This is a genomic window from Vibrio inusitatus, assembly GCA_024346935.1.
GTDB lineage: Bacteria > Pseudomonadota > Gammaproteobacteria > Enterobacterales > Vibrionaceae > Vibrio > Vibrio inusitatus.
This window is the reverse complement of sequence record AP024878.1, coordinates 2,413,974-2,439,589: the sequence shown is the minus strand read 5'-3', so window position 1 is coordinate 2,439,589 and position 25,616 is coordinate 2,413,974. Positions and strand designations below refer to the sequence as shown.

The 25,616-nt window shown below is 45.1% G+C and carries 14 protein-coding genes; 6 read left to right on the top strand and 8 right to left on the bottom strand.

Annotated features, from left to right (window positions below; all coding sequences use genetic code 11):
* Positions 1-34 precede the first annotated feature (34 nt).
* The 6 genes from secA (at position 35) to OCU48_RS11145 (ending at position 10,142) form a co-directional block, all read left to right on the top strand.
* Positions 35-2,761, top strand: coding sequence for a preprotein translocase subunit SecA (gene secA / locus OCU48_RS11170; RefSeq protein WP_141344953.1), 2,727 nt, complete (start codon positions 35-37; stop codon positions 2,759-2,761).
* 77 nt (positions 2,762-2,838) lie between these two features.
* The gene (gene mutT, locus OCU48_RS11165; protein WP_141344954.1) at positions 2,839-3,240 is read left to right on the top strand and encodes an 8-oxo-dGTP diphosphatase MutT; all 402 of its coding nucleotides are present in this window, start codon (positions 2,839-2,841) and stop codon (positions 3,238-3,240) included.
* Between the two features lie 226 nt (positions 3,241-3,466).
* Positions 3,467-4,291, top strand: coding sequence for a 4-hydroxy-tetrahydrodipicolinate reductase (gene dapB, locus OCU48_RS11160; RefSeq protein WP_208727111.1), 825 nt, complete (start codon positions 3,467-3,469; stop codon positions 4,289-4,291).
* Between the two features lie 460 nt (positions 4,292-4,751).
* On the top strand, positions 4,752-5,891 hold the full coding sequence (gene carA / locus OCU48_RS11155; RefSeq protein WP_141344956.1) for a glutamine-hydrolyzing carbamoyl-phosphate synthase small subunit: 1,140 nt from the start codon (positions 4,752-4,754) through the stop codon (positions 5,889-5,891).
* Between the two features lie 16 nt (positions 5,892-5,907).
* Entirely contained in the window at positions 5,908-9,138 is a 3,231-nt protein-coding gene (carB, locus tag OCU48_RS11150) for a carbamoyl-phosphate synthase large subunit (RefSeq protein ID WP_141344957.1), read from the top strand.
* Positions 9,139-9,347: 209 nt separating this feature from the next.
* The gene (locus OCU48_RS11145) at positions 9,348-10,142 is read left to right on the top strand and encodes a TSUP family transporter (protein WP_141344958.1); all 795 of its coding nucleotides are present in this window, start codon (positions 9,348-9,350) and stop codon (positions 10,140-10,142) included.
* On the opposite strand, the gene OCU48_RS11140 is transcribed toward OCU48_RS11145, so the two are convergent.
* From OCU48_RS11140 to gltB (OCU48_RS11105), 8 genes are all read right to left on the bottom strand, one after another.
* Complete coding sequence (locus tag OCU48_RS11140; protein ID WP_141344959.1) at positions 10,057-10,923, bottom strand: LysR family transcriptional regulator; 867 nt, start codon at positions 10,921-10,923, stop codon at positions 10,057-10,059. The genes OCU48_RS11145 and OCU48_RS11140 overlap by 86 nt on opposite strands.
* 68 nt (positions 10,924-10,991) lie before the next feature.
* A complete protein-coding gene (locus OCU48_RS11135; RefSeq protein ID WP_141344960.1) occupies positions 10,992-11,606 on the bottom strand; it encodes a trimeric intracellular cation channel family protein in 615 nt (204 codons plus the stop codon).
* The gene (mtnN, locus tag OCU48_RS11130) at positions 11,606-12,307 is read right to left on the bottom strand and encodes a 5'-methylthioadenosine/S-adenosylhomocysteine nucleosidase (RefSeq protein WP_141344961.1); all 702 of its coding nucleotides are present in this window, start codon (positions 12,305-12,307) and stop codon (positions 11,606-11,608) included. Before mtnN ends, OCU48_RS11135 begins: the two co-directional genes overlap by 1 nt.
* A gap of 75 nt (positions 12,308-12,382) precedes the next feature.
* Positions 12,383-12,808 carry a DUF1499 domain-containing protein gene (locus tag OCU48_RS11125; protein ID WP_141344962.1) on the bottom strand — a complete coding sequence of 142 codons (426 nt, stop codon included), beginning with the start codon at positions 12,806-12,808 and terminating at the stop codon, positions 12,383-12,385.
* Positions 12,809-12,841: 33 nt separating this feature from the next.
* The gene (locus OCU48_RS11120) at positions 12,842-14,254 is read right to left on the bottom strand and encodes an FAD-dependent oxidoreductase (protein WP_141344963.1); all 1,413 of its coding nucleotides are present in this window, start codon (positions 14,252-14,254) and stop codon (positions 12,842-12,844) included.
* A gap of 26 nt (positions 14,255-14,280) precedes the next feature.
* Entirely contained in the window at positions 14,281-18,744 is a 4,464-nt protein-coding gene (gene gltB, locus OCU48_RS11115; protein ID WP_141344964.1) for a glutamate synthase large subunit, read from the bottom strand.
* A 401-nt stretch (positions 18,745-19,145) separates the two neighbouring features.
* Positions 19,146-20,615, bottom strand: coding sequence for a glutamate synthase subunit beta (locus OCU48_RS11110; RefSeq protein WP_141344965.1), 1,470 nt, complete (start codon positions 20,613-20,615; stop codon positions 19,146-19,148).
* A 2-nt stretch (positions 20,616-20,617) separates the two neighbouring features.
* Positions 20,618-25,159 (bottom strand): glutamate synthase large subunit, encoded by a 4,542-nt coding sequence (gltB, locus tag OCU48_RS11105; protein WP_141344966.1) that lies wholly within the window; start codon positions 25,157-25,159, stop codon positions 20,618-20,620.
* Between the last annotated feature and the right edge of the window lie 457 nt (positions 25,160-25,616).

Here is a 25,616-nt window from a genome sequence, read left to right as displayed (position 1 = left end):
ATCTCAGCGATCCACAACAAGAGAAACGATAACAATGATAACTAAGCTACTGACAAAGGTAATTGGCAGTCGAAACGACCGTACTCTTCGCCGTCTTCGTAAGATCGTTAAAGAGATCAATAGCTACGAACCAGATTACGAAAAGCTAAGTGACGAAGAACTAAAAGCTAAAACGGTTGAGTTCCGTCAGCGTCTAGAGCAAGGAGAAACTCTAGAGCAACTACTACCTCATGCATTTGCAACCGTACGTGAAGCGTCAAAGCGTGTATACGGCATGCGTCACTTCGACGTGCAGCTTATTGGTGGTATGGTACTAAATGATAGCCAGATCGCTGAGATGCGTACGGGTGAGGGTAAGACCCTAACTGCAACACTACCGGCATACCTAAACGCTCTAACAGGCAAAGGCGTTCACATCGTTACTGTGAACGACTACTTGGCAAGCCGTGATGCCGAGACTAACCGTCCACTATTTGAATTCCTTGGAATGACAGTCGGTGTGAACGTGCCAAACATGGCGCCTCCAGCGAAGAAAGAAGCGTATCAAGCAGATATTCTGTATGGAACAAACAACGAGTTCGGTTTCGATTACCTACGTGACAACATGGCATTTCGTGGCGAAGACCGCGTGCAACGTGAGCGTTTCTTTGCAGTCGTCGATGAGGTTGACTCAATTCTAATCGATGAGGCTCGAACTCCACTTATTATTTCGGGTCCTGCAGAAGATAGCTCTGATCTTTACACCCGCATTAATACGCTAATTCCACATCTTGAGAAACAAGATAAAGAGGATAGCGAAGAGTACCGTGGTGATGGTCACTACACTTTAGATGAGAAGTCTAAGCAAGTTTATCTAACTGAGACGGGCCAAGAGTTCGTTGAAGAACTTATGGTTAAGAACGGTCTGATGGAAGAGGGTGATACACTTTACTCTCCAACCAACATCAGTCTACTTCATCATGTGAATGCTGCACTTCGAGCACATGTATTGTTTGAGCGCAATGTTGATTACATTGTGAACGAAGAAGGCGAAGTGGTTATCGTTGATGAGCACACTGGTCGTACTATGCCAGGTCGTCGTTGGTCTGAAGGTCTTCATCAAGCTGTTGAAGCGAAAGAAGGCGTTAAGATCCAAAACGAAAACCAGACGCTGGCATCGATTACCTTCCAGAACTACTTCCGTCTATACGACAAACTATCAGGTATGACAGGTACTGCAGATACTGAAGCATTTGAGTTCCAGTCTATCTATGGCCTAGAAACAGTGGTTATCCCAACCAACAAGCCTATGGTTCGTAACGATATGCCTGATGTGGTTTATCGTACTGAGGCAGAGAAATTTGCCGCTATTATTGAAGATATCAAAGAGCGTGTAGTCGCGGGACAACCATCATTAGTGGGTACCGTATCTATCGAGAAATCAGAGCTTCTATCGAATGCTTTGAAAGAAGCGAAAATCAAGCATAACGTTCTGAATGCAAAATTCCATGAACGTGAAGCTGAGATTGTTGCCGGTGCAGGTATGCCAGGTGCGGTCACTATCGCAACGAACATGGCTGGTCGTGGTACCGATATCGTATTGGGTGGTAACTGGAAAGCGGAAATTGAAGCGCTAGACAACCCATCTGAAGAGCAAGTCGAGAAGATCAAACAAGAGTGGAAACAAGTTCATGACGCTGTATTAGAGTCTGGTGGTTTGCACATCATTGGTACTGAGCGCCATGAATCTCGCCGTATCGATAACCAGCTACGTGGTCGTTCTGGTCGTCAGGGTGACGCAGGTTCGTCTCGCTTCTACCTATCGATGGAAGATTCATTGTTACGTATCTTTACATCAGAGCGCATGGCAGGCTTGATTCAGTCTGGAATGGATGAAGGTGAAGCGATTGAGAGTAAGATGCTTTCTCGCTCTATTGAAAAGGCACAACGTAAAGTTGAAGGCCGCAACTTTGATATTCGTAAGCAGCTCCTTGAGTACGATGACGTTGCCAACGATCAGCGTAAAGTGGTTTACGAATTGCGCGATGAGTTGATGGAAGTTGACGACATCAGCGAGATGATTGAGCAAAACCGTGAAGACGTAGTTCATAGCACAATCAATGAATACATTTTGCCTCAATCTTTAGAAGAGATGTGGGACATCGAAGGCCTTGAAAAACGAATGAAGTCAGATTTCGATCTAGACCTACCAATTCAAACTTGGCTAGACGAAGACGACAAACTTTACGAAGAAGCATTGCGTGAGAAGATCCAGAATACTGCGGTTGAAGTGTACAAGCAGAAAGAAGAGGTTGTTGGTGCATCAGTGCTACGTAACTTTGAAAAGTCTGTCATGCTGCAGTCTCTAGACGGGCTTTGGAAAGAACACTTGGCGGCAATGGATCACCTACGTCAAGGTATTCACTTGCGTGGCTATGCACAGAAAAACCCGAAACAAGAATATAAGCGTGAATCATTTGAGCTGTTTGAGGGTCTATTAGAAACTCTTAAGACAGACGTGATTACTATCCTTAGTAAGGTTCGCGTACAACAGCAAGAAGAAGTTGAACGCATGGAAGCTCAGCGTCAAGCTCAAGCGGAAGCTGCTGCGCGTATGGCGCAAGCTCAACATCAAACAGCTGAAAGCCAGTTAGCAGATGACGAACAATCTGAAGCGGCGACTCAAACACCTGTTCGTAATGAGCAAAAGGTTGGTCGTAATGAACCTTGCCCATGTGGTTCTGGTAAGAAGTACAAACAGTGCCATGGTAAAATTGCTTAATTATTCATTTAGGTAATTGTGGATATACTAAGAAGAGTCGCTTTAGCGGCTCTTTTTTTGCCTGAAAAGGAGAGCAAATGAAGAGAGTACATATTGTTGCTGGAATTATCTTTAATCCAGAAAAGACACAGGTATATATAACAAAACGCCCTGATAGTGCCCACAAAGGTGGCTTCTGGGAGTTTCCTGGAGGAAAAGTAGAAGATAATGAATCTATTAGTGATGCTATAGAAAGAGAGCTATTCGAAGAGATTGGTATTCAGGGTTTACACAGTGAGTCATTCCAGCATTTTGATTTTGACTATACCGATAAGTCGCTGAGCTTTGATTTCTTGTTAATTCATAGTTTTGAAGGTAAGCCTTACGGTAAAGAAGGGCAACTAGGGCAGTGGGTCACCGTACCTGAATTAGCTAGCTATGCCTTTCCTGAAGCTAACGTTCCAGTAGTGAAAGCGGTGATCCAACATTTTTGCGATTGATACCAATCGTACCAAATAACTGATTATTCTAGCTGGCCAAAATACTCGACAACTGCTTTAGGATTTTTGATTGTAGAATAACTACTTATCGAAAAATTCTGCCTTGTTCTCGAGTGTTTTTTCTGCGCTATTTATGAACACTTACTTAGTGTGATTGGTATAGATGTGAATTGGCTGGATTCCAAAGTGTGATTCAGATACATTAAGTTACCCTCAGCTTTATATAATGGAGACTAGCGTAGTGGTGCGAATAGCAGTTGCCGGAGCGGCAGGCCGTATGGGCCGTAACTTAGTTAAAGCAACAAATATCATGGAACAAGCAACCCTTGGTGCAGCCAATGAACGTCCACAATCTTCTTTGATTGGTGTTGATGTTGGTGAGTTGAGTGGTGAAGGAAAGCTTGACGTCGCATTAGTTGACGGTTTCAGCAAAGTTGTCGATAAATTTGATGTAATTGTTGATTTTACTGCACCAGAGAATACGTTAGCGAACTTAGAGTTGTGTAAAGAACACGGTAAGGCCATTGTCATTGGAACGACAGGCTTTAGTGAGTCTCAAAAGCAACAGATTAGCGAATATGCTAAAGACGTTTCTATTGTTATGGCGCCAAACTTTAGTGTGGGCGTTAATCTAGTATTTAAGCTTCTTGAAAAAGCAGCCAAGGTAATGGGTGATTACACTGACATTGAAATTGTCGAAGCGCATCACCGTCATAAGGTAGATGCTCCATCTGGCACAGCGATTGGTATGGGCGAAGCCATTGCTAATGCTATGGGAAATGAACTTTCGGATGTTGCAGTCTATGCACGCGAAGGCATCACTGGCGAAAGAAGTCGTGATGAAATTGGCTTTGCCACTATCCGAGCTGGCGATATTGTCGGTGAACATACCGCAATGTTTGCGGATGTAGGTGAGCGTGTGGAGATTACCCATAAAGCAACCGATAGAATGACATTTGCCAATGGTGCAATCAGAGCCGCTTTATGGTTAGGAAGCAAGCCAGCGGGGTTATATAGCATGACCGATGTGCTCGATTTGAATAATATCTAAATAAACGCCAGCATTTGCTGGCGTTTTTTTTTGCTTCAAATTTTGTAACGGTCTAAAAGCAAATTTTAGTAAACTTTAATGTTGTTTTCTGTGGTTTGGTCTTGGATTTGCATAAAATTGATTGTTTTTAATGGTTAACTATTCGGGTTAACGTTTGCTATTTTTTTTGGATCGTATTTCTGTGATAGTAGAGGGGAAATCAGTGCCTTTGATAGGGTTTCTGCGGTTTTCACACTAAGAAAGTAAGGTTAAGTCTGGGTTTTACGGGTTTCATAATGTAAACAATAGATGATGGTTAAAAAGTTTAGTTTTTATCTGCCGTTTATTTGACAATAGTGTGGTGCCTCATTAGAATACCGCCAATTTGTCTGAGTTCAGCAAATGTGATCTATCTCATATAGAGATAGGTACTTGAAATTTAATTTATTAATTTCGCATATTTATTTGTTTGGAGGTTGTCTTGAATAAGCCAGCAATATTAGTCCTTGAAGATGGGACTGTGTTCCGCGGTGTAGCGATTGGAGCTGTAGGCTCTGCTGTTGGAGAAGTTGTTTTTAATACCTCGATGACGGGGTACCAAGAAATTCTTACTGATCCTTCCTACTCTCAACAGATCGTTACTCTTACTTACCCTCACATAGGCAACACCGGAACCAATTCCGAAGATGAAGAATCTACTTCAATTCATGCTCAAGGCCTTGTGATTCGCGATCTCCCTCTTATCGCTTCTAACTTCCGTAACGAACAAACCCTTTCTGATTACCTTAAGTCTCAAAACATTGTCGGCATTGCAGACATAGATACGCGTAAACTAACTCGTATTCTACGTGAGAAAGGTGCGCAGAACGGTTGCGTTGTGGCTGGTAACAACCTTGACGAAGCTCTAGCTCTTGCTAAAGCAAAAGAATTCCCTGGCCTAAAAGGAATGGATCTTGCGAAAGAGGTTACAACAAAAGAAGCGTATCAATGGAAACAAGGTTCGTGGACGCTCACGGGTGGTCTTCCTGAAGCGAAAGATGACTCAGAACTGCCATATCACGTTGTTGCCTACGACTTCGGTGCAAAGCGCAACATCCTACGCATGCTTGTTGACCGTGGTTGCCGCCTAACAGTAGTTCCTGCGGAAACCTCTGCGGAAGAAGTACTCGCTATGAACCCTGACGGCGTGTTCCTTTCGAATGGTCCTGGTGACCCAGCTCCATGTACTTATGCAATTGAAGCAACACAGACTTTCTTGGACAAAGGCTTACCTATTTTCGGTATCTGTCTTGGTCACCAAATCCTAGCTTTGGCCTCTGGTGCTAAAACAGTGAAGATGAAGTTTGGTCACCACGGTGCCAATCATCCTGTTAAAGACCTAGATCGTGATGTAGTGATGATTACTTCTCAGAACCACGGCTTTGCTGCTGATGAAGAAACACTACCAGCTAACTTACGCGCAACGCATAAATCACTATTTGATGGCTCTTTGCAAGGTATTCACCGCACCGATAAGCCAGCGTTTAGCTTCCAAGGTCACCCAGAAGCGAGTCCTGGTCCACATGACGCAGCGCCGCTATTTGACCATTTCATTGACCTGATTAAAGAACACAAAGCGTAAGTTGGAGTAGAGAAAAATGCCAAAACGTAATGACATTAAAAGCATTCTAATTTTAGGTGCTGGCCCGATCGTAATCGGTCAGGCGTGTGAGTTTGACTACTCTGGCGCACAAGCGTGTAAAGCACTTCGTGAAGAAGGCTACCGAGTAATTCTAGTCAACTCAAACCCTGCAACTATCATGACTGATCCAGAGATGGCTGATGCAACATACATCGAGCCAATCCAGTGGGAAGTAGTACGTAACATCATTGCTAAAGAGAAGCCTGATGCAGTTCTACCTACTATGGGTGGTCAGACTGCACTTAACTGTGCCCTAGATCTTGAAAAGCACGGTGTTCTTAAAGAGTTCGGTGTCGAAATGATTGGTGCAACGGCAGATGCTATCGATAAAGCAGAAGACCGTTCACGCTTCGATAAAGCGATGAAATCAATTGGACTTGAGTGTCCAACTGCTGATACAGCGAAAACAATGGAAGAAGCTTACAAAGTTTTAGACATGGTTGGCTTCCCTTGTATCATTCGTCCATCGTTCACCATGGGTGGTACAGGTGGCGGTATCGCTTATAACAAAGAAGAATTTGAAGAAATCTGTCGTCGTGGTTTGGATCTATCTCCAACCAACGAGCTTCTAATCGATGAATCTCTTATCGGTTGGAAAGAGTACGAGATGGAAGTGGTTCGTGACAAAAACGACAACTGTATCATCGTATGTGCGATTGAAAACTTTGACCCAATGGGCATCCATACTGGTGATTCAATCACTGTGGCTCCAGCTCAAACGCTGACTGATAAAGAATACCAATTGATGCGTAATGCCTCTCTTGCGGTACTTCGTGAAATCGGTGTAGAAACAGGTGGCTCAAACGTACAGTTTGGTATCAATCCGAAAGATGGCCGTATGGTTATCATCGAGATGAACCCACGTGTATCTCGTTCTTCAGCTCTAGCTTCGAAAGCAACAGGTTTCCCAATCGCTAAGATTGCAGCGAAACTGGCTGTAGGCTTTACACTAGATGAGTTGATGAACGACATCACTGGCGGCGCAACTCCTGCATCATTCGAACCAACTATCGACTACGTAGTTACTAAAATTCCTCGCTTTAACTTTGAGAAATTTGCTGGTGCTAACGACCGTCTAACCACACAGATGAAATCTGTTGGTGAGGTTATGGCGATTGGTCGTAACCAACAAGAATCTCTACAAAAAGCACTGCGTGGCCTAGAAGTTGGCGCAACGGGCTTTGACGAGATGGTTGACCTAGATGCACCAGACGCACTGACTAAGATTCGTCACGAGCTTAAAGAAGCTGGCGCCGAGCGTATTTGGTACATTGCGGATGCATTCCGCGCTGGTATGTCTGTAGATGGCGTATTTAACCTGACGCAAATCGACCGTTGGTTCCTAGTTCAAATTGAAGACCTAGTGAAACTAGAGCAACAAGTTAAAGCAAACGGCTTTGCAGGTTTGAACAAAGACGTTCTAAATCAACTGAAGCGCAAAGGCTTCGCTGATGCTCGTCTATCTAAGATTTTAGGTGTAGCGGAAAGCGAAATTCGTCGCCTACGCGACCAGTATGATATCCACCCTGTTTATAAACGTGTTGATACTTGTGCTGCTGAGTTCTCATCTGATACTGCTTACATGTACTCATCTTACGATGAAGAGTGTGAAGCAAACCCAACTGATAAAGACAAGATCATGATTCTTGGTGGCGGTCCAAACCGTATCGGCCAAGGTATTGAATTTGACTACTGCTGTGTTCACGCATCACTAGCATTACGTGAAGATGGTTACGAAACTATCATGGTTAACTGTAACCCTGAGACAGTTTCAACGGACTACGATACCTCTGATCGTCTGTATTTCGAACCAGTGACACTGGAAGATGTATTAGCAATTGCTCGTGTTGAGAAGCCTAAAGGCGTTATCGTTCAGTACGGTGGTCAAACGCCACTGAAACTGGCTCGTGCTCTTGAAGCTGCTGGCGTACCTATTATCGGTACTAGCCCTGACGCAATCGACCGTGCAGAAGACCGTGAGCGTTTCCAAGTAGCTGTTGACCGTCTTGGTCTACTACAGCCTCAGAACGCAACTGTAACGACGATGGAACAAGCGATTGAAAAGTCACGCGAAATTGGCTTTCCGCTGGTTGTTCGTCCTTCTTACGTTCTTGGTGGCCGTGCGATGGAAATCGTATACGACGAGCAAGATCTACGCCGTTACTTTAACGAAGCAGTAAGCGTTTCTAACGAATCTCCAGTACTTCTTGATAGCTTCCTAGACGATGCTGTAGAAGTAGATGTAGATGCAATTTGTGATGGTGAACGCGTTGTTATCGGCGGTATCATGGAGCACATAGAGCAAGCGGGCGTTCACTCAGGTGACTCTGCATGTTCACTTCCGGCTTACACGCTAAGCCAGGAAATCCAAGATGTAATGCGTGAACAAGTTGAAAAGCTAGCGTTTGAACTAGGTGTTCGTGGCTTAATGAACACGCAGTTCGCTGTTAAGAACAACGAAGTGTACCTAATCGAGGTTAACCCTCGTGCAGCACGTACCGTACCGTTTGTCTCTAAAGCGACTGGCGCTCCAATTGCTAAAATTGCAGCACGTGTAATGGCAGGACAATCTTTAGAAGCTCAAGGCTTTACCAAAGAGATCATCCCACCATACTACTCAGTTAAAGAAGTAGTACTTCCGTTTAACAAGTTCCCTGGTGTTGACCCATTATTGGGCCCAGAAATGCGTTCTACTGGTGAAGTAATGGGTGTGGGTGCAACGTTCGCAGAGGCTTACGCTAAAGCTGAGCTAGGTTGTGGTAATGTTTACCCTGAAGGTGGTCGTGCACTTCTTTCTGTTCGTGAAGGCGACAAAGAGCGCGTAGTTGACCTAGCATCTAAGCTAACTAAACTTGGCTATCAACTAGATGCTACTCACGGTACAGCAGTAATCCTTGGTGAAGCTGGTATTAACCCGCGTCTAGTAAACAAGGTACACGAAGGCCGTCCTCATATTCTTGACCGTATCAAGAACAATGAGTACACCTACATTGTGAATACTGCTGCTGGCCGTCAAGCGATTGAAGATTCTAAAGTACTTCGTCGTGGCGCTCTAGCTGAGAAGGTGAACTACACCACAACACTAAATGCGGCATTTGCGACTTGTATGGGTCACACTGCGGACGCTAAGACTAGCGTAACTTCAGTACAAGAGCTGCATGCAAAGGTTAAAGCTAGCCTAGCGTAAAAACGATTTAAAAATAATAAATAGGCGGGGGTATAGCCTCCGCCATGACAACCTCATTTGCCCGCTTTATGCGGGCTTTTTTCTGCGTGTTATTTTTGTTTTCACATTGATGAATTTTAGGAATGAGTTGCTTGCGTAGAATTCGCTATTGTGACCTCAGTCACAATGATAATGTATTGCTCTAACATTATTAAATGGCCCCTTCATACATGGAAGTCAGCTTCGAAGTTCTTACATTTTTATTTTTTGTTGCCGGCTTAGCAGGGTTTATCGATGCTATGGCTGGTGGTGGTGGGCTTCTGACACTTCCTGCTTTATTGGCAGCAGGTGTGCCTCCAACGCAAGCGCTTGCGACGAATAAGCTTCAGAGCTCATTTGGCAGTTTCTCTGCTAGCTTTTATTTTGTTCGTAATGGCTTGGTTAACCTGAAAGAAATGCGTCTTGCGATTGTTTGTACTTTTATTGGTGCAGCAATAGGCGCTGAAGCGGTACAGTTTGTTGATGCCAGCCTTCTAACCAGTCTTATTCCTGCGCTACTGATTTTGATTTCTCTGTATTTTTTATTGGCACCACAGACTCGTGAATCTGCTGGTAAACAAACAATGTCTGAGGCGATGTTTGCCTTGATGATCGGTGGTGGTGTTGGATTTTATGATGGTTTCTTTGGACCAGGAACGGGCTCAATCTTTACGGTTTGTTTTGTAGCTATCGGACATTTTTCACTGGTGGAGGCTACCGCCAGAACTAAGGTGTTGAACTTTACATCGAATATTGCCGCGCTGACTTTTTTTATTATTGCAGGTTTGCCTATATGGAAAATTGGTCTCGTCATGGCTGTTGGCGGATTTATTGGTGCTCGATTTGGCGCTAAGGTCGTGGTATCCAAGGGGCAAAAATGGATTCGTCCATTGGTCATCTTTATGTCAATGACGATGGCTCTAAAGCTGCTTTGGGAACAACATCAGCAATGGTTTCAATCAGTATTTTCACTCTTTCATTTTTAAGTGATTTAGCGCGAACACAAAGATGAACAGGACGCACTAACGGCCGCAATTCTTTAAATTCGAATATGTGTTGCGGTGCTATGTTGAGTGTCTTGATGATTGATAGAGGGATCAAAGCAGGAGCAAATCCGCCCAGAGCAAGTCTAGCCGCAGCGGTATATGAGTCCATTTCCATCAAAGGTGATACCCCTAGCGTACTTAAAAACTCTAACTGATAGGTATTGGCTGGGTTGGTCAGGTCATTACAAATAAGGCCTGATGGTAGCTTTGTTAGATTGCTGCCATTGACGACAAAGAAAGACTCATCAAACAGATGGAAGGTTTTCAAACCATGACGTTTAGGCAGGTACCCTGCACACAAGCCTAATGTTGCTCTGCCTGACTGCACATTCTCTACGATTCTTGGCGTATGGTTAGTCGTAATGGATAGAGCTCTATCTACTGCACGAAAGCACTCTACTTTTTTAGATAGATAACCTGACAGCAAGGTTTCTGAGCAGTCCATTTTGATGATAGCTTCGGATGATAGGCTTTGTTCGTCACTAATTAGACCTTGCAGTTCGATAAAGGTCGGGCCGACATTGCGAATTAATGCTTCAGCTGCTGGTGTTAAGCGAATGAGTCTGCCGTCGGGTTCGACCAGTTTTTTGTCTAACTTTTTTTCAAGATTCGCGATGCGTTTGCTTACGGCTGATTGGCTAATATAAAGCTGAGAACCAGTGCGACTCATGGTTTTTTCTTTATTTAGCACCAGCAGTGTTTCGATACCTTCGAGTAGCATGATTAAGTAGTGAATATTTGGAATAGATAGCTGACAGTGTAGTGTTGTCAGCGTTAAGCTTCAACTTGTTAGCGATTGAGGGCAAAGGTCGGTAAGGATAGATGCCAACGAATAGCGGCCAAGCGTATTGATAGAGTGACTGCAATACCGCCTAGCATAGAGTTAGTATTGCTTAGTCCGAACATCAGCAGCCCAACGTGCATGCTTCCTCCAGCCATACATGCAGTAGCATAGACTTCGTTTCGAAGTACCATAGGGATTTCTCGAGCGAGAATGTCACGCAAGATACCACCGCCACATCCCGTTAATACGCCCATCATCACCGCAATTAAGTGAGAGTCTTGGTAAGTCAGCGCTTTTTCAACGCCGATACCGACGAAAGCAGCTAACCCTATCGCATCGCACACTGGTAGTAGATACCAAGCTACACGCTTAGGGCGTCGCACAATCAGCATGGTGATTAAGCTGGTAATAATAATTACCCAGATATAGCTGGTATCACCGATCCAAAAGACCGGAGTTGCACCAAGCATCATATCGCGGATAGTACCGCCACCGATGGCAGTCACCGATGCCAGTACCATCACCCCAAAAGGGTCCATTCTTAATCGACCTGCTAACAGTACCCCAGAAATCGCAAAGATAGCGGTACCAAACAGATCGATAAAGTACAGCAGACTCATTATGCAGTTTTAACCAATGACAACATGTTAAGCACCATTTCAGAAGAGCTTTCTGCTGCTAGAGGCAAGAACTCTTCAAAGCTCATTGGAGACTCTTTGTCTGCAACATCAGAAATAGCGCGAACCACAACAAATGGTACATCAAATTGATGACAGGTCTGAGCAATAGCAGAGGCTTCCATTTCAACGGCAATAACTGAAGGGAAGTTAGTGCGAATTCTTTGCTGGGCTTCAGCTGTGCATACGAAGGTGTCACCAGTACAGATTAAGCCATGAACTGCGTGCTTGTTGCTCATTTTGTCTAGTGCAGATTGCGCTAGATTGATCAGGCTCTCATCCGCTTTAAATGCCGCTGGTTGGCTAGCCATTTGGCCAATTTCGTAACCAAATGCAGTTACATCAGCATCGTGATGACGAATCTCTGTCGAGATGATGACATCACCTAGGTTTAGCGTCGAATCGAAGCCGCCCGCAGAACCCGTGTTAATGATAACGTCAGGCTGGTAGTCACTGATCAGCAGCGTCGTACCTACCGATGCCGCGACCTTACCAATACCTGATTGAAGTAGAACGACTTCAACACCATCGATATCGCCAGAAAAGAAGGTGCAGCCACCTTTTTTCTCTTCTTTCATTTGGTTGATAGATTGTTTTAGGATGGCAACTTCTTGTTCCATCGCGCCGATAATGCCGACTTTCATGAAAATCTCGCTCTGATCAATATAGCTATGTAGATAGAGCGAGATTGTAGCATAGGAGTTTTAGGGAGGAGAGATTTAGATTAGTCCTGCTTGCTTTAGGGCATCTCGTAGTGCGTCAGCTCGCTTTCGGTTTACCCCAAAGTCAGAGTGACCAGTACGAGATTCTGAGCGAACGATTAAGCTGTTCCCTTCGATACGAAGCTCAAGATCATCGACAAAACGAAATACACGACTGGTGTATTCGATTCTTAAGTAATTCTGATCTTTGTTTGCCGTTTTTGCTTGCCCTAAGCTTAATGCAGCTTTTTCAATTTCATCTAAGCTAGCATTTTCCGTTAAGGTAAAAGGGGCCAGAGTAAACTTTTCACGACTATCTTGAGTTGAAACGCAATTGGGCTTGTCACCACAAGGTTGTGTACTTCGATCTTGCATCGTTATCTCTCCATTACTGCAGCCGAGTAGCGTTGCGGCTACTGCGGCTAATGTGATTATTTTGTACATCTTGTCTCTCTATATAGAATCTATACATCCAATTTATACATCTAAGAAGTCGAGTATGCCCTCGGCGGCCTTGCGACCTTCGTCAATCGCAGTCACCACTAAATCAGAACCTCTTACGGCATCACCGCCTGAGAAGATCCTCTTGTTAGAGGTCTGAAAAGCAAACTCTTGATTGATAGGTGCTTTAATTCTTCCCCATTGGTCCAAATCAACACCATGAGGTGTTAACCAATCCATAGCATGAGGTTGAAACCCAAAGGCCATAATCACAGCATCTGCAGCTAACACATGCTCACTGCCATCGACCTCAACAGGACGGCGACGGCCTGCTTCATCAGGTTCGCCAAGAGTGGTTTTTACGACTTTTACCCCTGTAACATTGCCATTGTCATCAACTTCGATTCCAAGCGGTTGTAAGTTAAACTGAAAATCAACACCCTCTTCACGAGCGTTCTTTACTTCACGCCTGGAGCCCGGCATGTTCTTTTCATCACGGCGATAGGCACAAATAACGTTGCTGGCATTTTGACGAATAGAGGTGCGCACACAGTCCATCGCGGTATCGCCACCACCAAGCACAACGACTCGTTTATCTTGCATACTGACAAGAGGGTGCTTGTCTTTAAATTCCATGACATCGTAGGTATTTGAAACTAAAAATGGCAGGGCATCATAGACTCCATTTGCGTCCTCGTTGTCCAAACCAGCTCGGATATTCTTGTAGGTCCCTACGCCTAAAAAGACGGCATCATGCTTATTGATGAGCTCATCCATAGAGATGTCTTTACCTACTTCTATATTGAGTTGAAACTCCACACCCATCTCAGTGAATATCTTGCGTCGGTTTTGCATCACTTCTTTTTCTAGCTTAAAAGAAGGGATGCCGAAGGTAAGGAGTCCGCCGATTTCGGGGTAGCGATCATATACAACAGCCTTTACTCCATTACGAACTAGAATATCTGCGGCCGCTAGGCCGGCCGGACCTGCGCCTATAATGGCAACAGTTTTGTCTGTCCATTCGACATTTGACATGTCGGGTTTCCAACCCATTTCAAAGGCTTTATCTGTAATGTATTTTTCAATATTGCCTATAGTGACAGCACCAAATTCGTCATTTAGGGTACATGAACCCTCGCAAAGCCTATCTTGAGGGCAAACTCGTCCACAAACCTCTGGCAAGGAGTTAGTTTGATGGGATAACTCTGCAGCCTCAATAATTCGTCCTTCGTTAGCCAGTTTTAGCCATTGTGGAATGTAGTTATGAACGGGACATTTCCACTCACAATAGGGGTTACCACAGTCTAGGCATCGATCTGCCTGTGCGCTCGCTTGCTGCTTGGTAAAAGGCTCATAAATTTCCACAAATTCTATCTTGCGGATCTTTAGTGGTTTCTTTGCCGGATCGACACGACTTACATCGATGAATTGATAAACATTCTGACTCATAACTCAGTATCCTTACTTCGAGCTCATTACTGAGCTTGAACCCTTAATTCAGCGGCGCTACGGCTTTGATGCCCTAGCAAAGTGTTCAAATCTGCAGCTTTTGGTTTGATCAGATAGAACCTTGGTATCCATTTGTCGAAATTAGCCAAGATAGCCTCTGCATGAGAAGAAGCAGTTTCTTCAAGGTGTTCGGCAATTAAGCCTCGTAAGTGTTCTTGGTGAATAACCAAAGATTCAAGTGAGATCGCTTCTACTGACTCTCGATTCACTCGACCTTGGAAGTCTTGGTTGTGGTCAAATACATAAGCAAAGCCCCCGGTCATACCTGCGCCAAAGTTCACGCCAGTAGCCCCCAAGATAGCAACAATACCACCTGTCATATACTCACAGGCATTGTCACCTGCACCTTCAACTACGGCTATGGTACCTGAGTTACGTACGGCAAATCGCTCTCCGGCTCGGCCCGCAGCAAATAATTTACCGCCCGTTGCGCCATACAAACAGGTATTACCAATAATCGCTGCTTGCTGGCTTTCAAAGGCTGAACCTAAATGAGGTCGAATGGAGATCTTGCCTCCAGCCATACCTTTACCAACATAGTCGTTGGCATCACCAGTGAGTTTAATGTGTACACCGCCAGCGTTCCAAACACCAAGAGACTGTCCTGCTGTACCGTTTAGGTTTAAGCCGATAGGCGAACCTGCGACGCCTGCATTACCATATCGCTTGGCGATCTCACCAGAGAGGCGCGCGCCGATAGAGCGGTCGGTATTTTTTACGTCATAATAAAGATTAAGTGGTGATCTAGCTTCGACTGCAGTTAGCGCCTCTTCAACAATAGTTTGGTTGAGAAAGGCCTGATCAAACGGTTTATTGGGTTCAGACCAGAATACCGGTGCCTCGGTAGGAGATACGGGAGCCTCGAGGATATCGCTAAGATCAAGCTTGCTTTGTTTAGCGGTAAACCCTTCGACAACCTCAAGCAAATCGGTACGACCAATTAAATCTGTCAGTTTTTCTACACCCAGTTCCGCCAGATAACCTCGAACCTCTTCGGCAAGACCCGTAAAATAGTTAATGACCATTTCAGGTAAGCCTTTAAAGTATTCCTTACGCAGGGTTTCATCTTGAGTTGCAACCCCAGTAGCACAGTTATTAAGGTGGCAAATTCTTAAGAATTTACAGCCCATTGCGACCATTGGCGCTGTTCCAAAACCAAAACTCTCAGCGCCTAAAATGGCACCTTTAATAACGTCGAGCCCTGTTTTTAGACCACCATCCACTTGTAGGCGAATCTTATGGCGAAGCCCATTTGCTACTAGTGCTTGTTGAGTTTCGGCAAGCCCCAACTCCCACGGGCTACCGGCATATTTTACCGATGTAAGTGGACTGGCCGCTGTGCCTCCGTCGTATCCTGAGATGGTAATAAGGTCTGCATAAGCCTTAGCAACACCTGTTGCAATGGTGCCAACACCAGGTTCTGAAACTAACTTAACTGATATTAAGGCATTAGGATTGACCTGTTTTAGGTCAAAGATCAATTGCGCCAGATCCTCAATAGAGTAAATATCATGATGAGGGGGAGGGGAGATCAAGGTCACCCCTTGTACGGAATGCCTTAGCTTGGCTATCTCAGCGGTAACCTTATGGCCAGGCAACTGCCCCCCTTCACCGGGCTTAGCGCCTTGCGCTACTTTGATTTGCAGAACGTCAGCATTGGTGAGGTAGTGAGGTGTGACACCAAAGCGCCCAGATGCCACTTGCTTAATACGGGAGTTACGGTTGGTGCCAAAACGTGTTGGATCTTCGCCACCTTCTCCTGAGTTGGAGTAGCCCCCAAGATGGTTCATGGCTTGAGCGAGTGCTTGGTGAGCCTCAGGACTAAGAGCTCCAATGGACATAGCCGCTGAGTCGAAGCGCTTGAACAGCTCTTTAGCGGGTTCTACTTGTTCATTAGCCAATGGTTGCGGTGCTTTCTTCAGCTGCATCAGGTCACGCAGAGTCGAAACTGGACGTTGATTTACCTGGTTTGCGTAAGTTTGATAATCTTGGTTTTCCCCTGTTTTTACAGCCGTTTGCAGTTGGCTAACGACATCAGGGTTGTAGGTATGATATTCGCCACCGTGAACGTATTTGAGTAAACCGCCATGTTCGATATCTTTACGTTTCGTCCACGCCTTTCGCGATAAGTTAAACAGATCTTGCTGGAAATCATCGAAGTGAGCACCTTGAATACGGCTACTGACACCCTTAAAGCACAGCTCGATAATATCTTGATGCAGACCAACTGCTTCAAACAGCTGTGAGCAACGATAAGAAGCAATGGTTGAGATGCCCATCTTGGACATGATCTTAAATAGCCCCTTATCTATGCCCTTACGGTAGTTAAGCATGACTTCAGCATAAGGCTTATTGATGCCACCATTATCTATTTGTTCAGCAAGTATTTCGTAAGCAAGATAGGGGTAAACAGCTGTTGCCCCAAAGCCAAATAAAACCGCAAATTGATGAGGGTCGCGAGCGGTAGCGGTTTTGACAATGATATTGGTATCACAGCGTAATTGCGCTTCCACCAGTCTGTTTTGCACAGCACCCACTGCCATAGCTGCGGGAATAGGGAGCTTGCCTTTTTCTAGGTTTCTATCGGACAGTACAAGTAGCACTGCGCCATCTCGCACCGCTTGTTCTGACGCGTCACACAGAGATCTAATGGCTTGTTCTAAAGACAGTTCATCGGGTGAATAGCACAGGTTAAAATACTGATGTTGATAGTGTTTTTGATTTAACTCTAGCAGTTGCTGCATGTCAGAATAGAGCAACACAGGCGAATCAAAGGTGACCCGATACGCATGCCCATCAGTCTCGTTAAAGACATTCATCTCCTTGCCGACACTTGTGGCAAGAGACATGACGTGTTTTTCACGTAACGGGTCTATTGGTGGATTGGTGACCTGGGCAAATTTCTGTCTAAAATAATCGGTGACTAAGCGCTCACGGGATGAAAGCACCGCCATCGGAGTATCATCACCCATAGAACCAACCGCTTCTTGGCCGATTTCACCGAGCACCTTAAGCACTTGTTCTCGCTCTTCTCGGCTAAAGGCGAATTGTTTTTGATAGGTTTTCAGCTCATCATCGTTCAGGCTACGTTGCCCAATTTCATCACTGCTCAGCTCTGAAAATGGGGTAAGTTTATGAACATTATTTTCCATCCATTCACGATAAGGGTGACGACTCTTTAGGTCGTTATCGATTTCTTCGGAATGCCACAATTTTCCTTCCTTAGTATCGATGACCAGAAGCTCGCCGGGACCCACACGCCCTTTTTCAGAAACCTCGTCTGGAGCGTAATCCCAGATTCCTACCTCTGACGCAAGGGTGATCAACTTGTCTTTAGTGATGACATAGCGTGCGGGACGCAAGCCATTGCGGTCTAAGTTACAGGCAGCGTAGCGACCATTGGACAACACTATACCTGCCGGTCCATCCCATGGTTCCATGTGCTTGGAGTTGAAATCATAGAAAGCCCGCAAATCAGGATCCATATCTGGATGGTTTTGCCATGCGGGTGGAACGAGCATTCGCATGGCTCTAAATATATCCATTCCTCCAGCAAGGAAGAGATCCAGCATGTTATCTAGGCTTGATGAATCCGATCCAGTTTCATTGACGAATGGAGCCGCAGTTTGTAGATCGGGCAACAGTGGTGAAGCAAATTTATAGGCTCGAGCTTTCGCCCACTGCCTATTCCCTTGAATGGTGTTGATCTCACCATTGTGAGCAAGATAGCGAAACGGCTGTGCCAATGGCCAGCGAGGTTGAGTATTGGTCGAGAATCGCTGGTGGAATAGACAGATCGCAGACTCAAGACGAAGATCTGCGAGATCAAGGTAGAAGCGCGGTAGATCCGCTGGCATACACAGGCCTTTGTACACGATCACCTTGGTTGAAAGGCTACAAATATAGAAGTCTTGTTGCTCAGCTAGTACTTTTTCAATTCGGCGTCGCGCTATATATAGGCGGCGCTCAATGTCTTTTTCACTCCAGCCTGCAGGCGCTGAAACAAAGACTTGCTCAATGGAGGGAAGGGATTCTAATGCGATAGGACCGAGGACATCACTGTTGGTTGGCACAGTTCGCCAGCCCTCTACTGATAGTGTTTCCTGTCCGAGTTCTTTATCAATGGTCGCTTTGCATTGTTCGCTGATAACAGGGTCGCGACTTAAGAAGAACATGCCAACGGCATATTGTTTACCTAGGTTCCATTGCTGTTCTTGGGCAATCATACGGAAGTAAGAGTCGGGTTTTTGTAGCAACAATCCACAACCATCACCCGTTTTACCATCGGCGGCAATACCACCTCGGTGAGTCATTCTATCCAGTGCTGATATGGCGGTACGTACCAATTTATGACTTGCCTCGCCTTCCATATGGGCGATTAATCCAAATCCACAGTTGTCTCTTTCAAAGCTCGGATCATACAAAGCCATCGCATTACTCCTTTTGCTCATTGCATTAGCAATGACATATCCAATGAATATTTAAGCATTCCAACGCCCAAAATATGTCACATTATGGATACATTTTTTTTGCATGGGTTTGACAAATTAAATCCAAAACAGAAAAAGGTCAAGGAATGAACGATGCAGAAGTAGGGTGATATGATACTAATCGTAGTAAATAACTGCTCATCCTAGCTTGTTAAAATACTCGATAACAGCGTTAGTATTTTTAATTGTAGAACAAATGCTTATCAAAGATTCCGCTTTGATTTTCAGCGCTATTTCTGATCACTGACTTACAGTGATTGGGGATGAGGCAGTTTATGCTAGATACAAAAAAGGCCAGCGTTGTTACGGCTGGCCAAAGATTGGAATTTTTAACTGTCTAACTATTCAGCAAGCATTAAAGAATCAGCTTTAGCTTCAAGGTTAGAGTTTTGCATTAGGTATTTGTCGATAGCGATTGCGCTTTCACGGCCTTCGTTGATACAGCGAACAACTAAAGATTGCCCTGTGCGCATATCACCGGCAGCAAATACACCTTTTTGGTTTGTTGCAAACCCTTCGGTTGTTACATTGCCTCGGTCATCTAGCTTGATGTCTAGTTGAGCTAAGATGCCTGTTGGTTCTGGATGTAAGAAGCCCATCGCTAGGAATGCTAAATCACAAGCGATCACTCGTTCGCTACCAGCAACTTCTTCAAATGATGGACGCTCTCCAGGAGCTGCGTCTTGCCAAACGATATCAGCAATGCGCAGACCGGTTACCTCACCTTTATCGTTACCGATAAACTCTTTGGTTAGGATATTCCAATGACGTTCACAGCCTTCTTCGTGAGAAGTGGTTGTTTTCATTATCATTGGGTATTGCGGCCATGGCATGTTAGCAGGGCGCTTCTCTGGTGGGATCGGCATGATCTCAACCTGAGTAATGCTTGCAGCTTTATGACGGTTAGAGGTACCTACACAGTCAGAACCTGTGTCACCACCACCGATAACGACAACATGTTTTCCTGCTGCGTGAATCTCTTCACTCTTTAAGTCCATGTCATTAGCACGACGATTGTTTTGACCCAAGAATTCCATAGCGAAGTGAACGCCGGAGAATTCACGGCCCGGAATTGGAAGATCACGCGGTACAGTAGAACCACCAGTGAGCAATACAACGTCAAAGTCTTGGCGTAATTGCAGAGCGTTGATATCAACGCCAATATGAGCATTGACCTCAAACTTCACACCAGCTTCAGCCATAAGATCAATCTTACGGTCAATAATATCCATGCTCAGTTTAAAGTCAGGGATACCAAAGCGCAGTAGACCACCTACTTTTTCGTCACGCTCAAATACAGTCACGCAATGACCGGCACTGTTTAGCTGTTCAGCAGCAGATAGACCAGCAGGACCACTACCAATGATTGCAACACTCTTGCCTGTACGTGCACGTGGCTTCTTCGGTTTCGCGTAACCTTCTTTATAGGCACGTTCGACGATAGTTTTCTCGATGTTACAGATAGTAATAGGGTCTTGGTTGATCCCTAATACACAGGCTGTTTCACACGGAGAAGGACATACACGCCCCGTAAACTCTGGGAAGTTATTAGTAGAGCTTAGGATGTTCCAAGCCTCTTCCCAGCTGTCTCGGTAAACCGCATCGTTGAACTCAGGAATAATGTTACCGATAGGGCAACCGCTGTGGCAAAAAGGTACGCCACAGTCCATACAACGAGATGCTTGAGTATTAATTTTTTCACCGAACTCTTCGTTGAGTACAAACTCTTTGTTGTCCTCGATACGAACAGATGGGTCGCGTTTTTGTGGAAGCTCACGACCGTGCTCCAAAAATCCAGTAGGCTTACCCATGATTAAACTGCCTCCGCTTCTGTTTGTTGCGCAGCTTTTGCCTCGCGTTTTTGAAGAACAGCTTTGTAGTCACGTGGCATTACTTTAACCAATGACTGCAAGCTCACCTCAAAATTGTCGAGGAAAGACTGACCAACCTCACTTCCTGTGAATTGAACATGTTTAGTTAGCATATCGAGTAGCAGAGCTTTGTCTTCTGCTTCGATAGGATCTAGGTCTACAAGCTCAGCATTAAGCTTGCTTTCAAAATCACCGCCTTTATCCCAAACGTACGCAACACCGCCACTCATACCAGCAGCAAAGTTACGACCTGTAGAGCCAAGAATTACTGCTACACCACCCGTCATGTACTCACAGCCATGGTCGCCGACACCTTCAACAACTACCTTAGCGCCGGAGTTACGAACACAGAAGCGCTCGCCTGCCAGACCACGGATGTATGACTCGCCAGAGGTTGCACCGTAGAAACATACGTTACCGACAACAATGTTGTCTTCAGGAACGATGCTTGAGTTAGCATTCGGGTAAAGTACTAGCGTACCGCCAGATAGGCCTTTACCCCAGTAGTCGTTTGCATCGCCCTCAACTTCAAACTTAACGCCTTTAGCAAGGAAAGCACCAAATGACTGACCTGCGCTACCGTTAAACTTAACGTTCATTGGTTCAGGCAGGCCTTGGTCTTTATACACCTTTGAAATTTCGTTAGACAACATGGTGCCTACACTTCGGTCAGTGTTGATGATTGGGAATTCAGCTTCAACAGTAGCGCCATTTTCTAAAGCAGGAATTGCCGTTTGGATAAGCTTACGATCCAATACATCTTCTAGATTATGGTTTTGCTCAATTTGATTAAATACGCCATCTTCCGCACGGGCAGGTTCCACGTGTAGAACAGGTGATAAGTCTAGATTTTTGTATTTCCAATGTGCGATATCTTCGCGTATTTTCAGCTTCTGGGATTGGCCGACCATCTCTTCGATAGTGCGGAAACCAAGTTCAGCCATGATTTCACGCATGCCTTCAGCCATGTATTGGAAGAAGGTTACTACGTCTTCTACGCGGCCATCAAAGCGCTCACGCAAAGTTTTATTTTGAGTCGCGATGCCTACAGGGCAAGTATTTTTATGACACTTACGCATCATGATACAACCTTCAACAACCAATGCGGCAGTTGCTACGCCCCACTCTTCAGCACCGAGTAGTGTTGCCACTGCAAGGTCTCGAGGTGTTTTCATTTGGCCATCAGACTGAACAACGATACGGTTACGTAGACCATTCTTCAGCAGTGTTTGGTGAGTTTCAGCTAGACCTAGCTCCCACGGTAAACCAGTGTGACGAATAGAGGACATTGGCGACGCACCTGTACCACCATCAAAGCCAGCAATTAGAACAACGTCGGCTTTTGCTTTCGCTACGCCAGATGCGATCGTACCTACACCGGCTTCTGATACTAGTTTCACGTTAACGCGACCAGTACGGTTTGCGTTTTTCAAGTCGTAGATAAGCTGAGCTAAATCTTCAATTGAGTAGATATCATGGTGTGGCGGTGGTGAAATCAAGCCAACCCCTGGAGTGGAGTGACGTGTTGCACCGATCCAGTCATCGACTTTATCACCCGGTAGCTGGCCACCTTCACCTGGCTTAGCTCCCTGTGCCATCTTAATCTGAACTTCGTCAGAGTTGGTCAGGTAGTAAGAGGTTACACCGAAGCGGCCTGAAGCGACCTGTTTAATAGCAGAACGCTCCCAATCACCATTCTCTTTACGCTCAAAACGAGATGGGTCTTCACCACCTTCACCTGAGTTTGATTTAGCACCGATGCGGTTCATAGCAACAGCAAGGGTAGAGTGTGCCTCGTAAGAGATAGAACCGAATGACATAGCACCTGTTGCAAAGCGCTTGAGGATGCTTTCGATTGGTTCTACTTCTTCAATTGGGACTGAGCCAGCTGGATTCTTAACAAAATCCAATTGACTACGCAGAGTCGCAGCGTTATCACCTTGGCTATCAACAGCCTGTGTGTATTGCTTAAACTGAGCAAAGTCTTTATTGCGAGTTGACTGTTGTAGAAGTGAGATTGTTTCAGGGTTAAACAGGTGTTTTTCACCACGTTGTTTCCACTGATAAACGCCGCCTACATCAAGCAGTTGTACTGGGATCTCACGCGTAGGGTAACCGATACGGTGACGGACCATCACTTCTTTTGCGATGTCATCAATCGTTAGACCCTGAATACGAGAAACCGTACCAGTGAAGTATTTATCGACAACAGATTTGCTGATACCTAGTGCTTCAAAGATTTGAGCACCATGGTAAGACTGCAGTGTCGAGATACCCATCTTAGAGAAGATCTTCAGTAGGCCGCCATTAACGCCCTTACGGTAGTTCTCAAATAGGTCTTTTATGTGCGTTTCTGGATCCAGTTTCTTAGTGCGCTGCAGGTCAACCATAGTTTCAATTACTAGATAAGGGTTGATTGCGTTAGCACCGTAACCGATTAGCGTTGCAAAGTGGTGCGTTTCACGAGCGTCGCCCGTTTCAACCACGATGTCACACTTAGCACGTAGGCCTTTACGGATCAGGTGATGGTGTACTGCGCCCACAGCTAGCATCGCTGGGATTGCAGCATGGTTTGAGTTCACTGCACGGTCAGTTAGAAGGATGATTGAGTAGCCATCGACTACGGCATCTTCTGCGTATTGGCAGATACGTTTTAGGGCACGCTCTAGCTTGCCTTTGTCTTCGCCTGCTTGGAATACGATATCCAAAGTTTTAGCTTGCAGGTGCTCATTATCGATAGCACGCAGTTTCTCAAGTTCAGAGTTTGATAGAACAGGAGACTCAAGCTCTACTTTTTGACAGTGTTCAGGAGTTTCAGTCAGTAGGTTCTGATCTTTACCAAGGTAAGTATTCAGAGACATAACCATGCGCTCACGAATTGGATCGATTGGCGGGTTGGTTACCTGAGCAAATAACTGCTTAAAGTAGTTAGAAAGGTGTTGAGACTGATGCGATAGCACTGCTAGAGGCCAGTCAGCACCCATTGCAGAAAGAGGCTCTTTGCCTTCTTTTGCCATTGGTACAATAATTTCGTTTACTTCTTCAGAGCTTACACCGAATGCTTGTTGTTTATGCAATAGGCGCTCTGCAGAAGGTTGGTTGAATTCATTTTCTGCGTCAGGCAATTTTTTCAGACTCAATAGGTTTTCTTCAACCCACTTCTCATACGGCTGAGCATTTGAGATTGAATCTTTTACTTCTTCATCTGAGATGATGCGACCTTGTTCAAGGTCAGCAACGAAGATACGACCTGGTTGTAGACGACCACGGAATTCAACGTTCTCTGGTTCAATTTCTACTACACCAGATTCTGATGCCATTACTAGGAAGTCATCTTTAGTTACTGTGTAGCGAGAAGGACGTAGACCATTACGGTCTAGTGTTGCGCCAACTTGAACACCATCAGTAAAACATACTGATGCAGGGCCGTCCCATGGTTCCATGATGTTCGCGTGGTACTGATAGAACGCACGACGCTTAGGATCCATGTTTTTGTTTTCTTGCCATGCTTCTGGGATGAGCATCATCAAAGCGTGTGGAAGAGTACGACCAGATAGCACTAGAAGCTCTAGAGCCATATCAAAGTTGGATGAATCTGAGCTACCTTCCTGACAGATAGGTAGAAGCATATCGATTTCAGCTTGGCTGAATAAATCAGATTCAAGAATTGCCTCACGTGCCTTCATCCAGTTCAGGTTACCGCGAACTGTGTTGATCTCACCATTGTGTGCAATGTAGCGGAAAGGCTGAGCCAGACGCCATCTTGGGAATGTATTGGTTGAGAAGCGTGAGTGAACCAAGGCAAGTGCAGTCACCATGGTTGGGTTCTGTAGGTCAAGGAAGTACTGAGGTACTTGCTCTGTAGTTAGCTGACCTTTGTAAACTAATGTCTTATAAGACAAAGAGTTGATATAGAAGTCATCGCCAATGTTAGAAACACTTTCCAGACATACTCGAACAGTATAGTTACGCAGAACGTATAGCTTTCTTTCAAGCTCCTCAGGTGTTGTGCTTGGGCCACCTGTAATGAATACATGTTCGAATTGAGGCTCAGTGCTTAATGGGTCGGCACCCAGCATTGAGTTATCTGTAGGCAGAACGCGATAACCTAGAACTTCAAGGTCTAGTCGTTGTGCATTGCGCTCTAGAATGTCGCGACACTGTGCACGTTTGTACTCATCACGAGGGAAGAGTACTACACCCACACCGTATTTCTCAAAAGACGGTAGGCGAATGCCCAGTTTAACAGTCTCTTCTAGTAGAAACTCATGCGGCTTCTGAAGCAGAATACCTGCACCATCGCCTGAACATGGATCACAGCCTTGGCCACCACGGTGTTCCATACGGGCTAGCATATCCAATGCTTGAGTTACAACTTGATGAGATTTTCGGTTTTTGAGGTGAGCAACAAAACCGATGCCACAAGCGTCATGCTCCAATTCAGGAGTATATAAACCTTGGGCTGATTGCTCTGTATCCAACATAGGTAAATCCTTCCAATCTAATGCGGCAGTGGGAGTGCTCCCGTGCCATTCCTTATAATTGTCTTCTTAAGGGCTAATTGTGTGCATTAGCCTGCTTCCATTCCGTCTCTCGCTGAAAAGTTTGCGAGAAAAACATTCCTTGGTCATTTCCAATATTTAGCTTCTGATTAATAGAATCTTATAAAGGTAGGTGCGGAATATGACCGACTATTCGTCTAAATCGAAGGCTTTAAAATAGCCGATTTTAGGCGATAGTTGTAACTATCCTACAATTTTGTCTAGCTTAATTCCAACTAAAGTTGCACCAAAATGGATTTTTTATGAACAGTTCCAGCTTACATTTATTTAACATTCTTGCGTTTATATTCACATGCAACCCTTTGCGTGAATAGTTAGTGCAAAAAATACCCATCGATATAAAAAGGTGAAAATGCTAAAATATGCGACCTTTGCTTGC